Annotated in this window: 12 protein-coding genes; all 12 read right to left on the bottom strand. The window is 73.5% G+C overall.

The genetic code is table 11. The features are described from left to right. Positions 1-6: 6 nt before the first annotated feature. A complete protein-coding gene (locus PV419_RS05580; protein ID WP_319686529.1) occupies positions 7-1,995 on the bottom strand; it encodes a phage tail protein in 1,989 nt (662 codons plus the stop codon). Continuing rightward, on the bottom strand, positions 1,992-4,058 hold the full coding sequence (locus PV419_RS05585; RefSeq protein ID WP_319686530.1) for a putative baseplate assembly protein: 2,067 nt from the start codon (positions 4,056-4,058) through the stop codon (positions 1,992-1,994). The genes PV419_RS05580 and PV419_RS05585 overlap by 4 nt, the downstream gene beginning before the upstream one ends. After that, positions 4,055-6,022, bottom strand: coding sequence for a baseplate J/gp47 family protein (locus tag PV419_RS05590; protein WP_319686531.1), 1,968 nt, complete (start codon positions 6,020-6,022; stop codon positions 4,055-4,057). The genes PV419_RS05585 and PV419_RS05590 overlap by 4 nt, the downstream gene beginning before the upstream one ends. Beyond that, positions 6,019-6,432 (bottom strand): GPW/gp25 family protein, encoded by a 414-nt coding sequence (locus tag PV419_RS05595; protein ID WP_319686532.1) that lies wholly within the window; start codon positions 6,430-6,432, stop codon positions 6,019-6,021. The genes PV419_RS05590 and PV419_RS05595 overlap by 4 nt, the downstream gene beginning before the upstream one ends. Beyond that, complete coding sequence (locus PV419_RS05600; RefSeq protein ID WP_319686533.1) at positions 6,429-7,124, bottom strand: phage baseplate assembly protein V; 696 nt, start codon at positions 7,122-7,124, stop codon at positions 6,429-6,431. Before PV419_RS05600 ends, PV419_RS05595 begins: the two co-directional genes overlap by 4 nt. A gap of 2 nt (positions 7,125-7,126) precedes the next feature. Next, entirely contained in the window at positions 7,127-8,308 is a 1,182-nt protein-coding gene (locus tag PV419_RS05605; RefSeq protein ID WP_319686534.1) for a type IV secretion protein Rhs, read from the bottom strand. 10 nt (positions 8,309-8,318) lie between these two features. Continuing rightward, positions 8,319-8,990, bottom strand: a complete 672-nt coding sequence (locus PV419_RS05610; protein ID WP_319686535.1) for a CIS tube protein — start codon at positions 8,988-8,990, stop codon at positions 8,319-8,321. A 112-nt stretch (positions 8,991-9,102) separates the two neighbouring features. Continuing rightward, positions 9,103-9,285, bottom strand: a complete 183-nt coding sequence (locus PV419_RS05615; RefSeq protein ID WP_319686536.1) for a putative phage tail protein — start codon at positions 9,283-9,285, stop codon at positions 9,103-9,105. A 5-nt stretch (positions 9,286-9,290) separates the two neighbouring features. After that, positions 9,291-9,809 (bottom strand): phage tail protein, encoded by a 519-nt coding sequence (locus PV419_RS05620; protein WP_319686537.1) that lies wholly within the window; start codon positions 9,807-9,809, stop codon positions 9,291-9,293. Further along, the gene (locus PV419_RS05625; RefSeq protein ID WP_319686538.1) at positions 9,806-11,299 is read right to left on the bottom strand and encodes a phage tail sheath family protein; all 1,494 of its coding nucleotides are present in this window, start codon (positions 11,297-11,299) and stop codon (positions 9,806-9,808) included. Before PV419_RS05625 ends, PV419_RS05620 begins: the two co-directional genes overlap by 4 nt. Before the next feature lies 1 nt (position 11,300). Beyond that, positions 11,301-11,756, bottom strand: a complete 456-nt coding sequence (locus PV419_RS05630; RefSeq protein WP_319686539.1) for a phage tail protein — start codon at positions 11,754-11,756, stop codon at positions 11,301-11,303. Between the two features lie 20 nt (positions 11,757-11,776). After that, positions 11,777-14,041, bottom strand: coding sequence for a phage tail sheath C-terminal domain-containing protein (locus tag PV419_RS05635; RefSeq protein ID WP_319686540.1), 2,265 nt, complete (start codon positions 14,039-14,041; stop codon positions 11,777-11,779).

The raw sequence follows: 14,041 nt of genomic DNA on the forward strand, positions 1-14,041 counted from the left end.
GTCCTCTCACGACACTCGCGTATGCACACCGACGGCGGAGACGACTCCGACGCCCACTCCTCGGCGCAACCCTCTCGGTCCCGGCCTCAGCACCCCGTCGCGGTTCAGCCGCACGGGGTGCGCCCCGCCCAGTACGGGCGCCGGCAGCGGGACGAACGCCGTGTCCACGCCGACCGTGGACCGCGAACCGACCACGAACCCCGCGCCGCCGGTCCGTACCGACCCCACCGTGTGCGCGGGCGCCTGCCGCTCCACCAGCCGCCGCAGCGCCGTCCCGTCCGCCGATCCGGCGGGCAGGAGCACCCGGAACCGGTGCGCGTGCGCGGTGAACGGGTCGCTGTCCGGCGCGCCGAACGCGCGCAGTGGCGCCGCGCCCAGCGCCGAGCCGCCGACCCGGAACCGGCTCGCCGACCGGCCGAACAGCCGTACGGCGCCGAGCCCTTGGGCCTGAGCGGGCCCCCTTCCGGAGCCGCCGAGGGCCTCGCGCAGATGCGCCCAGCGGCGGTCCGTCGCCAGCTCGTCGAGGACCGGGGCCACCCCGAACACGACGCGCACCGCCTCCCGCAACGCCCACGGCGTGCCCCGGCGCCGGTACAGCTCCGGGGCCGCGGCCAGCAGCGCGCGCCGGGTGGCGGCGTCCCAGCCCGCCTCGAACGACAGGCCCAGCAGACCGGCCAGCCACGGCAGCACCCGGTCCGGGACGCCTGCGGGGTCGAGGAGCGCCGGATACCGCTCGATCACCCGGTCGAGCTGATCGAGCGTGGCGTCGAACAGCGACAGGAAGCGCTCGGTGAAGTCGTCGGCCGCGGGGTCCTGGCGGAACGCGGGCGGCAGCAGGTCCGCGCTGGTGGCCCGGGGGAAGTCCAGCCGGATCCGGCGGACGACCGGAGTCGTACCGCCGTCGCCCGACAGCCGCAGCCGCAGCCGCAGGAAGCGGCCGGGCGGCTGGTCGACGAGGAAGTCCGTGATACCGGGGGCCGACGCCTGCCAGTCGCTCTCCTCGTACCGGCCGTCCTCGCTCACCACGATCTCGACGGCGGCCGCCGTCCCGGCGGGCACCTCGGCGTCCACGCGTACGCGGTGCCAGCGGCACCGCGAGATGCCGCTGTCGATCAGGGCGGTGACGTACGACCCGCTGGTCAGGTAGGCGTCGGTGGCCGGCGGCGCGGGATTGCGGGGCAGGCCCTGCCAGGTGAAGCAGGTGGTCTCGAGGCCGTCGGGGCCCTTCTCGCTCAGGCAGAACCCGTCCTCGTCAGCCGAGGTGAGCGCGGACGGCGGCAGGACCGCGGCCAGTTCGTCCACGCTGACGGTACGGAAGGGGCGGCGGTGACCGCCCCGGTGGATCCTGAGCCGCCCGCCGTCATCGGTGAGCAGCCATACGCTTCGTTCCGGTCCGGTGCGCAGGCCGATGACCTCACCGCGCGCGCCGGTGCGCAGCACGCCGCGGAAGCCGCCCGTCGAGTCGAACCGCCGCAGGTCCGTGCTGCCCTGACAGGCCACCAGGACCTCATCGTCGGCGGCCGCGGCGGCCCACCGCGGCCGCTCGGCCCGGATCACACCGGCGAGTTGCCCGCCCTCGTGACGCCACACCAGGACCCGGTCGGACTCCACCACGGCCAGCCGGTGGCCGCGCGCGGCGACGGAGACCGGCTCGCGCAGCAGGCCGGGGTCGCAGCCGGGCGGCCAGAGGGGGGTGAAGGCGCCGCTGCAGACGTCGCGGCGCAGCAGCCGCCGCTCGCCCGGGACGAGCAGGTACCAGGCGCAGGGCCCGCACCCCGGCGCGAGGCGCGGATCGGGGAACCACGGCAGCAGTTCGGCCCTGGTGGGGCCTTCCGGCGCGGTGCCGCGGTAGGCGAGCCGGAGGCCGGCCGGGTCGTCGAAGCCGACGATGCCGTCGGTGCCGTCGGTGCCCGGCTCGCCGCCGCCGGTGGACTCGTCCCAGCCGACGTAAGTGTCGAGGAGCCGGAAGGTCGCGGGGTGTGGTGTGCACGTCATGGCTGGTCTCCTACCGGGATCAGCAGCGGGCGCTCCGGCCAGACGAGGGTGTGGGGCGGGAGGGCGTGGTCGGTGCAGGGCGGGTGGCGCACTCCGTCGACGGTGAGCGAGAGCCGGGTGACGGCCAGCACCCCGTCGACCGCCAGGAGCCGTCGGACCAGCGCCGTGTGGCGCAGCGCGCCGCCGAACGGCCAGCCCGCGCCGTCCTCCCCGCCGCGCAGCGGATCCAGGTAGGTGCGCACCGCGTCACCGGCCCGGGCCAGGACGTCGGCCCGGTCGAGGTCCGGGTCCAGCGTGACCCAGGACTCCACTCCGACGCGTCGGTACGGCGCGGGGGCGGCGACCACCGTGACCCCGGCGGGGGCGGCTTCGCGCGACAGGAAGTCGGCGACGGCCCGTAGGGTCGCGGCGGTGGGGACCGGCGGTTCGCCGGTGTCGTCGCCCGACGACGCCGGCGGCACCGAAGGCACGACGAGGACTCCCACGACGCCGGGGATCGGCACCCCGGCGAAGTCGGGGTGCAGGCCGGGCACGCCCCGGGCGCGGGCCACCGACGCACCGGGCGCACGGGTGGCGAGCAGGCCGTAGTCGGCCGGGGCCACCGCCCGCCCGCGGGCCCGCAGTTCACCGACGCCGCGGCGCATGGCGTCGGCGTCGGGCTCGGCGTCCGTGCCGCCGGAGGCCGGGAAGGGGTTGTTGACGCCGGTGACGAACGGCAGCGCGGTCACCACGCCGCCCACGGCACCCGCCCGTACGGCGCCGGCGCTGCCGCCGCCCACGCGGTAGCGCACGGCGCGGACGTTGCGGAAGCCGGGTGGGACGGCCGCGCCGTTGACGCCGTCGCCGAAGGTCACTTCGCCGCTTTCGTGGTCCACGGTGAACACCCGGTCGTCGGCGCCGTACCCGGCCAGGCTCTCCACCTCACGCCACCGGGACGAGGTTCCGGCCGTGGTGCCGAACACGTCGCCGCCCGTGTCGTCGTCGACCTCGATGACCACCGTTCCGGCGAGGATGGGCGCCTGACTGAGCTTCATGCGGCGCCGACCGGTCGCCGCGGGGTCCTGGACGGGCTGCAGCGGCTCGTTTCGGATGGTGCGGGCGGCGGTGGCGGCGACCACGTTCAGCCGCAGTCCGGACAGCACCGGCGCCGGTCCGGTGAAGGCGCCGTGCGCGATCCGCAGGCGCAGCCAGCGCAGCCGGGGCCGGGGCCGGGTACCGGGCGGACTGCCCGGCTGCCAGGAGCGCGGGACCCTCAGCTCGACGGTCCCGCTGGCGCTGAGCCCGGCCGTGGAGTCCCGCATCAGCTCGGCGGGGACGAGCCGGGTGCCGTCCAGCACGTCCCAGCGGAGCAGCGGTGCGGGCGGCAGCGGCAGGGGCGCCGTCCCGCCGGAGGCCGCGGGCGCGGGGGGCGCGGCGACGACCACGAAGCCCAGCGACAGCCGCGGGTAGGGGCCGGCCGGCCCGGCGAGCCCGATCCACAGCCCGTTGCCGGGCTCCGGGTCCGCGCCGAAGGGCGCGAAGGGGCGGCTGGGGCCGGACGGCCCCAGCGACAGGGTCTCCAGCGTTCCGGCCTCCTGGACGGCGAGGTCGCCGACGGTGGCCGGGGTGGCGTACAGATCCTGGTCCGTCTCGTAGACGACCTGCCCCGCCGGGACCTGCGCCGCGCTCTGGAACCCGGCCGGGACGAGCACGGAGGCGCCGTCCGGCGGGTTCACGGTGAACTCCAGCAGCGCTGCCGCCGCGCCGGCCGGGCGGCGTCGCACGCCCGCCGTCGCCAGGTGTTCGGCCAGCGCCTTCTCCGGCAGCCGGTTGACGCGGCCGAGTACGGGTTCGACCTGGGTGCCGAAGAGGCGGACGAGCGCGACGCCGGCGTCCTGGCGGTCGGGGTCGGTCCAGTCCGGGGTGTAGCCCGCGATCCGGCCGCGTACGTCGGCGCGGACCGCCTCACGGGTCGCGTCGACCAGTTCAGGCTGGACACCGGTCGGTCCGGGACCGGGCACGATCCGCCCGTCCGCCCTCTCCCGTTCCCGGGCGTCCTTCTCCCACCACACGTCGCCGGTCATGCCAGCCCCTCCCCCGGTTCGACGGCGGGCACGATCCGGGTGTGGAGCGTCCGCAGGACGGGAAGTTCCCCGGCGCCGAGCGGCACCTCGTCGCATTCCTCGCCGGCCCCGTCCGAGTCCGCCCCCTCGAGGCCGATCGCCACCGCGGCGACGTCCGCGAGGTCCCCCAGCGCCCGCTGCGCGGCCCGCAGCAGGGCCGAGGGCCGCAGCGGCTGTCCGAACGGCCAGCCGTCCTGCTCCTCACCGCCCACGAGCGGGTCGAGGAAGCGGCGCAGCGCCGCGGTGAGCACGGTGGACACGCGGCCGCGGTCGGCCGGGTCGCCCGACAGGTCGACCCGCAGCGTCACCTCGCGGTAGCGGGGCGCCCGGACGAAGACCTCGGAGGTGAGCAGCCGCGCCGCCTCCAGGCGGGCGGCGACCGCGCACAGCATGCCCGGGTCGGGGCGCGGCGCGGCGACGAAGTCCTCGCGGTCGAGGTCGTCCCGGGGCGCCGCCGGGACGAGGTGGACGGTCACCGCGCCGGGGACCGTGGAGCACGGGAAGCCGGGGTGCTCGCCGAGGGACGGGTACGCGCGGGCGACGGCGACGCCCGGTGTCGTACGGGCCAGGGTGACGAAGTCGTCCGCGGTGACCGCGCGGGTCACCTCCCCCAGGGACGCGGCCGCCCGCCGGCGCGCCTCGGTGATCGACTCCGGGTCCGCGCCGCCTTCGGCCCGTACGAGGTTGGCGGCCGAGACCGCTCCCGACGGGGCCGGGAGGTCCGCGGCCGGAAGCCAGTTGCCGGTCATGCCGCCGTTGCCGCCTCGGCCGCCGCCGGTCACGTACGCGACCCGCACGTCCGGGTCCGGGCGGGGGACGCGCCCGGTGAGTCCGTCGCCGAACACCACCGCGCCCTCCGCCCGGTCGAGCACGAAGATCCGGTCGGCCGGCGCGCCGAAGGTGAAGTCGGGTACCGGCTGCCACTCCTGACCCGCCAGGTGCACAGTCGCCTCCAGGAGGCGGTCGGCGGCGTCCGGCAGGACGAGATGCTGGCCGGGCAGCCTGAGCCACGCGCCGATCTGCTCCTGGAGGTCGGCCACGGGCGCGGTGCGGCGCCTGAGGTGGTGCGCGGCGGAGACGTTGACGGCGAGCTGGCGGAGGCGGGGCGGGGCCGCGTACGTGGCGGCCGGGGTCGACACCAGGAGCCCGGTGTCCTGAGTGGTCCAGCCGGCCGGGGGGTGCAGCCGGACGATCCCGGACCGCCTCAGCCCGGCGGTGCCGTCCTCTACTTTCTCGAATTTCCCGAACCCGCCGGAGACGTCCGTGCCCGGCCGGAACCAGGACCAGGTCAGCTCCGCGGGAGGCGGTACATCGGCGACCGCCCCGGGCAGCCACGAGGGCGCGGACGCGGCGGGCGCGTCCAGTTCGACGAGCAGGCCGATCGGGCCGGGCGCGGGGTGCGCTCCGGTGAGCGGCAGGGTGAACCGGACCTGTGCCGGGGCGCCGTCGCTCGCCAGCAGGGGGACGCCGCGGCGGGCCCGCAGGTCCGCCGTACGGTCCCGGTCGGTCCACACGGCGACCTCACCGGCCTCGGCGAGCGGGAGGACGGCCACGTCGTCGTCGAGGGTGAAGACGACCTGCCCCGTGGGGTCCCGGGTCAGCGCCGTCCCGGCGGGGACGACCGGCACGGCGGTGCCCTCCTGCCGGGCGGCGACGCGCAGCACGGTGGCGGCGGGGCGGGCGGGGCGCGGGGGTTCGAGGCCGAGCAGCCGCAGCACGGCGACCACGAGCGCGTCCGGCACCTGGTCGAGCCAGTACAGCCGTTGTTCGAGGAGGTGGGCGAAGAGTTCGAGGAGGGTGACACCGGGGTCGACGGGCGCGTGCAGCGTCCAGGTGCCGTCCGACTCGGCGGGGATCCGCCGGCGGATGGCCGCCATCATGTCGGCCCAGGTGAGGTCGTCCAGCTTCGGCGCGGGCAGGGTCATGATGTGCTCCCGGTGAGGCCCGTGAGGCCGGTGTAGAACGGGAACACCAGGTTGGCCTTGGTGTTGCTGCGCCGGACGCGGTAGACGACCGAGACGGTGATCCGCGACTCGTCGGCCGGATCGGCCTCCGCGCGGACCTCTTCCAGTTCCACCCGCGGCTCGTGGTCACGGACGGCGACGGCGATCGACTGCTCCAGGTCGCGCAGGTTCTGCACGCTGCCGGGCGCGAACACCAGCTCGTGTGCGCGGGTGCCCAGTTCGGGTCTCATGACCCGCTCGCCGGTGCCGGTGAGCAGCAGCGCCCGCAGACAGTGCTCGATGCTCTCCTCGCCGACGGCGTACCCGAGCCGCCCGGACGCGTCGGGCAGGATCGGGAACCGCCAGCCGGTCCCGAGGAACTCCTCGCTCATGCCGTCCTCGCCTTCTTGGCCAGCACGGCGGGGGTGAGCGGCGGGGCCGGCGGGCCGGTCGGCCCGGCGGCGGAGGGGTGGGTGTGCGTGTTGAACGCCTGAAGCAGCGCGTTGCCGAGTACGAGCGGTTCGGTGGCGCCGCCACCGAGGTCGATGGAGGGGGAATCGACCGTCACCTTGGGCGCCTTGAGGGTGATCTCCCCCTGCGCGGTCACGGTGACGCTGCCGCCCTCGGCCGCGGTGATCCGGATCGCCTTGCCCTGGTCGTCGAGCTCCACCACGTGTCCGGCGGCGGACTTGATCCGTACGGCGGCCTTGGACTGGGTGTCGTCAAGGAGCACTTCGTGGCCGTGCCGGGTCCGGATGATCTTCTGGTCGCGGCCATCGGTGCGTGCGGTCGGCGGCTTGTCCTCGCCGTTGTAGAGGCCGCCCAGGACGATGGGGTACCGCATGTCCCCGTGGACGAAGGCGACGAGCACCTCGTCGCCCTTCTCGGGGACGAACACCGAGCCGTAGCCGTTGCCCGCGTACAGCTGGCTGACGCGCACCCAATCGGTGACCGTGGTGTCGTCGAACCACGGGAACTTCAGCTTGACCTGGCCTTCGTCGTCGCCCTCGTTCTCCACGACGAGCGCTTCGACGACGCCGTAGTAGCGCTTGTCGGTGGAGCGGGCGCGAGGCGTGCCCCTCATGGTCACTGGTCCCCCTGGTGAATCCGCCGTGCGGTGAACTGGGTGAAGAAACCACTGGTGTTGAGGGTGTGCTCGACCCGTTTGACGAAGTACGTGCCCGAGAAGCGGCGGCCGAGGCCGTAGATCTCCAGGTTGTCGCCGGGCCGCAGCTCGGGCAGGCCGGCCACCTTCCCGGTCGCGGTGATGAACTCGTAGGCGCGCTCGCGCAACAAGCTGATCGCCAGTTCACGGGCCTCCTGGTCGCTGCCGACCGGCGCGTCGACCATGACCTCCTGGCGGCCCTGCAGGGTGGACTCGGCGACCTGCGGCCCGCTCTGCCCGTCGGCCGTGTTCTGCCCGGCCGGCAGGTTCTCGGCGGTCGCGGTGAACGCGATCGGCTGTTTCGTACGGGGGTCCCAGCCGCGCACGGTGACCTTGCTGACCTGCTGGGACACCGTCAGCGTCGGAGTGAACTCCATCAGGTTGGGGACCAGCCCCTCGGGCTGGTTGGTGGGGCCGGTGCTCAGCCCCGGTGCGTACGCCAGCCGGTACACCCGGATCGGGCGGCCGTCGCGGCCGTCGGTCGGCTTGATGAAGTACAGCGTGTCCTCGCCGTCCTTCGGGTCCGGCAGGATGTAGCAGTCGAAGTCGAGCCGCTTGGCCCGCTCCAGCAGGAACGTCGCGTCGTCCTGGTTCTTCTGCACCACCAGGTCGTGCGTGGGCCCTTCCCTGGTGACCTCGATGCGCAGATGGTTGCGCTGGGCGATCTGTTCGGCGATGCGCCAGTCGGGCAGATTGCGGTAGATCTTGGTCTCGTTCTCGGTGGGCTTGCGGTCCTTGAGCCGCAGCAGCCCGTCCACGCCGCTGACCTGGACGGTGGGCGAGGCCCCCTCGGTGAACTTCGGGCTGAGCGTGGAGATGGTCCCGGTGGCCACGGTGAGCAGCCTGTCGGCGTAGCCCAGCCGGACCGAGACCCGGCCGCCGAGCCGGAAGCGCGGCGAATCGCTGTGCTTGAACCGCAGGCCCACGTCGTCCCAGTTGTTCAGGGTGAGGTCGAAGCCGGACATCTCGTCGAGGTCCCGGTTCACCTTGATGTCGATGATGTCGTTCTTGGTGGACGGGTCCATCTCCAGACCCTCGATGCGCACCTCGAACTCCGGCGCGTACCGGTCGGGCGACGCGACCTCGGGTACGGGGGTGCTCATCGCGCGCTCCTCACGCCAGCCGGGGCACGGTCAGCACCCGGCCCGGCCGCAGGTCCCGCGGGTCGCTGATGCCGTTGGCGCGCGCCAGCTCCCGCCAGGCGTCGGGCCGCCGGTACAGCGCGGCGGAGATGGAGCTGAGCGTGTCGCCGCGGCGCACCACGTAGCTCTTCTCCACCGTCGGCGAGGAGCGCGGTGTCTCGGCGACCTGCGCGGCGGCCGTGCGGAACTCCTTGAGCGAGAGGTCCAGCATGGCCCGCAGCGGCACGCCGTCCGGCCGGAACAGCTGGTAGTTGACGTCCAGCTTCTCCACGACCCCGGTGAAGACCTCCTCGTCCCAGACGAACCGGACGACCGGCGGCGCGTGTTCGCGGGCGTCGGGCCGCAGCAGGTTGCGCACCGCGTTGACGTAGGTCTTCCGTACGTTCTCCAGGGTGTCGGAGGTGTCCACCAGCGCCTGGACCGTCAAGGTCTCCGTGCCGCCCCGGACGTACTGCAGGGGCGGGGTCTCCAGGCCGGGGATGGTGATCTCCGCGAACGTGTTGCTCTTGCTCAGCTTGTAGTCGGTGGGGTTGAACCGCAGCGGGATCCGCCGCTGCCGCTCGTCGGCGATCACCGGCCGGATGATCTCCAGTCGGGCCCGGGCGGCGCCCTGGCGCGCGAAGGACACGGGCGTCACACTCATGGCGCCTCCTCGTTCTCTCCCAGACTCCGTCCGGGGGCACCCCCTTCTCCGCCCGCGCGGCGACAGCGCGGTTCCTCGCCCACCTGCGGCCCGGCGGCCGCGCGTGCGACGCTCACAGCGCCTCCTGGTCACCGAAGCGGCGTTCCGTCTCGGTGTGCCTGGCGCGGGCGCACTGGTCCTCGTACAACTTCGCCCATGCCTGGATGTGCTTGTTGAACAGGCGGGTGAACACGGCACCGTCGTCGCCGTCCACCTGGAACCGGACCTCGAGATGGTGAATGGTCACCTTCGGCACGTCGGTCACCTCCCTTGGATCTGGCGCGACAAGGCGTTCGCCGCGGCGTCCTGCAGAACCTTCGTCAGTCCCTCATGCGCGATCTCCAGCGACTCGATGGCGATCGCGTTCTGCTCCCCGTGCAGGTCCGGGCCGCTCCACTTGGCGGCGAGCCCCCCGTGGAAGGCCCACGCCGCGCCGGGCACCCCGTCCGGGCCGAGCACGATCACCGCGCCGTCGCGGCGGGCGCCCAGCGAGTCGGCGAGCCCGGCCTGGTACCAGGCCCACAGCCCCGGGTCGCGCACCACCCCGCGCTTGAGCGTGATCCGGTTCCACGAGTGGCGCAGCGGCAGTTGGTGGACCGAATCGTTGCGGCCGCCCTCCGGGTAGCTCGTCACCTCCAGCTGCGCGCCGAGCCCGGTGACCTCCTGGAACGCGCCGGACGCGGCCAGCGGCAGCAGCAGCGCCTGCGCGGGCGGCAGATACGCGTCGCCGGGGTCGAGGGTGACCAGGAAGCGGTATTTGGGCAATGGATCCAGGGTCATGCCTCGATCACCTCCAGACCTCGGTCCTGGCCGAGTACGAGACGCAGCCGGATGAACTCCATGGGCACGGCTGGGGCGACCTCGATCTCGCAGACCAGCTGCCCCGGGTCCTGCTCGGGCGGGTTGTTGGTGTCGTCGCACACCACCCGGAACGCCTGCTCGGGCCGGTCGCCGGCGAGCGTCCCGGCCCGGAAGGCCGACAGGAGCACGGAGGTCAGCGCCCGCACCAATGTCAGCCGCAGCTCGGGCGAGTTGACGTCGAACACCAGCGGGCTCGCCACCCGCCGGATCGCGCGCACCAGCAGGTGCGTCAGCCGGCGGTGCGCGATGTAGCGGGTGCCGGGGTCGGCGGACAGGGTGCGCCCGCCCCACACCATCAGCCCCCGCCCGCGGGTGCAGCGGATCAGGTCGAGACCCGCGTCGAACAGCCGGACCTGCTGCGGTTCGGGGTACTCGGCCGCCAGGTCGACCGCCTCCAGGATCACGGCGTTCGCGGGCGTGTGGTGCGCCCCGCGCTCGCCGTCGAGGCGGGCGATCACGCCCACGACGTGGCCGGACGCCGGGACGGTCCGCACGTCCTGCCCGTCGGGGGTGCGCAGCGGCGGGTGGTAGACGGCGGCGCAGCCGAGCAGCCGGCTGTCGCCCGTGGCCGCCAGGGAGCCCACCCAGTCGACCGCCTCGTCCACGGAGGACAGCCGGGGCGGTACGTCCAGGACGGCCAGGCGGTCGTGCAACGGCTCGATGCTCCGCAGCAGTTCGAGCACCACCTCGGTGTGCGTGGTGCCGGACAGGTCCGCTCCGAGGTCCGGCAGCGCCACCAGCGCCGGTTCCGGCAGTTCGGCCTGTACGGTCACGGCGTCCGCGTACTCGTCGCGGGTGGGCGCCGCGTCGGCGCCACCCGCGAGCGTCAGGTCCCAGGACCTCGAGATCGGGCCGGGCCGCCCCGGCGGCGGTGGCGGCCCGTCCAGGACCAACCGGATGTAGCGGGATCCGGTCAGCCGGTCGGCCACGTCGGCGAGCGGCAGCCCGGGGAAAATCTCGGGCGCCTCGCCGGGCATCATGACCCGTACGCCCACGGTGGGCGGCCCCGCGACCGTGCTGGCCTGGTAGCGGATGGCGACGCGCCCGCCGTTGGCCCAGGCTCCGGGGCTGGTGGCGACCACCTGGTAGCACGTGGCGGCCAGGCCGCTCAGCGGGCCGGCCGTCCACCGGGTCCGGGCCGTGGTGGCCGGCCCGGACACGCGGAGCACCCAGGCGCAGCGGCCGCCGTTCTCGAAGAAACCGCGCAGCGCGTACGGGGTGGCGAAGGCGCCGTCCGGCGGTCCGAAGGCGCCCACGACGTCGTTCCAGCTCTCCACGCGCACCGGGGCGCCGACCGGGCCCCGGCGGAGCCGGCCCAGGAACGCCGCCACGTCCGTGCGCAGCGGCTCCGTGTCGGAGCCGCGTGGCCGATACGTCAGGGACACCCCGGGGAGCGCTTCTTTGGCCATGTCAGACGTCGATCTCCAGCTTCTCGACCGCCAGGACGAGTGTCTCCATGGCGATCTCGTTCTTGGTGGCGCTCAGCGTCGGGCCGGTGTACTTGGTCGGCCAGCCGCGGTCGAAGTTCCAGCGCATCGCCTCATTGCGGTTCTCGTCCAGCAGCACGATCGAGCCGGAGGTTCGCCGTACCTTGCCGTTGAGCGCTTCGACCACCCAGTTCCAGAAACCGACGTGGCCGGTGATGCCGCGCTTGAAGGTGAGGTTGGTGAACTTCTTCAGCCCCGGGATCTTGCGGACGGTGATGTCCTCGCTCCCGGTGCGGTACTCGATCGGCGGAACCTCCAGCTCCAGCCCGCTCACCTCGGTGAAGGACCCGCTCACCGCGACCCCGTCGTCGCTGACGTTGGTCACGATGATCTGGAAGTTGTAGGACGCGTACGGATCGTCCCTGGTAACGGGCGGCATGGTGGCCTCTCCTCGGGCGCTCAGGCGAGTTGGGTCTCGCGGGTCTTCTGCTGGATCCGGAAGATCACGAACTCCGCCGGGAAGACCGGCGCGACACCGATGACGCAGATGAGCCGGCCGTTGGCCAGATCGTCCTCGGTCATCGTGGTGCGGTCGCAGGCGACGAAGAACGCCTCGTCGGGGGTCGTGCCGGCGAGCGCGCCGCTGCGCCAGACCGTGGTGAGGAAGTTGGTGACCGTCTGGCGGACCAGGGCCCACAGCGCCTCGTCGTTCGGTTCGAACACCACCCACTGGGTGCCCTCGTCGATCGACTCCTCCAGGTAGAGGAACAGCCGCCGGACATTGACGTACTTCCACGAGCTGTCCGAGGAGAGCGTGCGGGCGCCCCATACCCGGTGGCCCATCCCGGGAAAGAACCGCAGCGCGTTGATGCCCTTGGGGTTGAGCAGGTCCTGATGCCGCTTGGTGATGTCCTGGGCGATGCCGTCGGTGAGCCGGATGCCCCGGATGACGGCGTTGGCCGGCGCCTTGTGCACCCCCCGCTCCACGTCCACGCGCGCGTAGATCCCGGCCATGTGGCCGGAGGGCGGCACCTCGACGTCGCGGTTGGTAGACGGGTCGCGGGTGACCAGCCATGGGTGGTAGAGCGCCGCGTACTTGGTGTCGAACGGCTCACGGAACGCCTGGATGCCCTCGTTGTCCAGGCCGTCCTGCGGATCGAGGATCGCGAACCGGTCCCTGAGCAGCTCGCAGTGGGTGACCAGGGCCGATTCGACCGTCCCGGACCACACCCCCGGCACCGCGCAGACGGCCACCTCGTCGATGTCCTCCAGGGCGGCGATGCCGGTGCGCTTGCCGCTGCCGCCGTCCTCGCCGACGAAGTCGGCCACGGTCAGGCTCCCGTAGGCGTCGTCCCCGTCCGCCAGCGTCAGCCAGGACCCGACCGCGGGCACGGGGAACTTCGTGGGGTCGGTGGACAGGCCGGACAGAGCCGTCGCCCGCACCAGCTGCGAGCGGTCCGCCAGGGTGGTCACCAGATTCGCCGGCGCCTCGCCGGTGAGCCGGAGGTTGCGGTGCGTCTCCGTCACCACGGCCCCTGACGGGTCGGTGAACCGGGCGTCGACCTGCGCCTCGACCAGGTGCAGCCGATCGGTTTCGAACAACGTCCCGGGTACGTTCCCGTCGAGCGTGACGACGTCCGCGGTGATCGCCGCCACGGTGCGGATGGTCAGGTTGGTGCCGTCGTCGAGCTGGACGACGGCGCCCTCGTACAGCCGGCTCGCTCCGCCGACCCGCAGCGTCGGCCCCGCCGAGGTGTTGCCCCGGCGCACCCGGCGCACCAGCAGCCCCCTGCGCCACGCCTCATGCGTCGCGCCGGACGGCAGGGTCAGCGTGACCTTCCCGTCCGCGGGCTGGCTCACCTGGACCTTGAACCGGCCGGAGCCGATCTGCACCCAGACGTCGGCCGGCAGGTCGTCGGGGTCGAGCCCGGTCCTCGCGGCGACCTCGACCGTCTCGCTGTCCGCGGCGGCGTCCGCGGCCAGCTGCGTGACGAACAGCGCGCCCTCCTGCGGATCCGGCAGCACCGGCAGCGCGGCCGAGGCCACCGGCTGGATCCGCACCTGGACCGCGCCGCCCCACGAGCCGGGGCTGACGGCGGTGAACTCCAGTGTCTGTTCCGCGCTGCGCGTCCCGATCTGCGCATAGTCGCCGCGGCCCGTCCTGACCTCCGCGGTCAGCGCGGCGTCCAGTTCGAGCCGGTGGGCGGTCGCGTCGTAGGCGGCGATACCGGCCGTGTGGATCACCTGCTGGTCGTCGCCGCGGAAGATCTGGATCTGCTGTCCGACGCCGGCGAACCCGATCAGATGGCCGAGTTCCAGGCGGGTCGCGCCCTTGGCGGCGTCACGGGCGACCGGGCTCACCAGACCGTGGCCCAGCACTCCCGAGGCCGGCGTCGCCTGCCTGCTGGCGACCCGCTTGACGTACAGCCGCTGACCGCCGTTGTCGAAGAAGCCCTTGACCGCCAGCGGGAACAGCCACCAGCGGCCGCCTTCCGCCGGATCGTTGGCCCAGGTGTCCCGGATCAGGGAGTCCGGCTCGCGGAGGAACCCGCCGAACGTGTTCTGGAACTCCAGGAAGTTGGTGACCAGTTTGGGCTTGCCGGTGTACGGACCGCGCACGGTGACCCCGGCCATCCCGGCCGTACTGGTGCTCACCCCCGCGATCGGCCGTGGGCCCGCATCGATCTCCTCGATGTAGACCCCGGGGCTCAGATACTCCGCCAT

The organism is Streptomyces sp. ME19-01-6 (assembly GCF_033793745.1).
GTDB lineage: Bacteria > Actinomycetota > Actinomycetes > Streptomycetales > Streptomycetaceae > Streptomyces.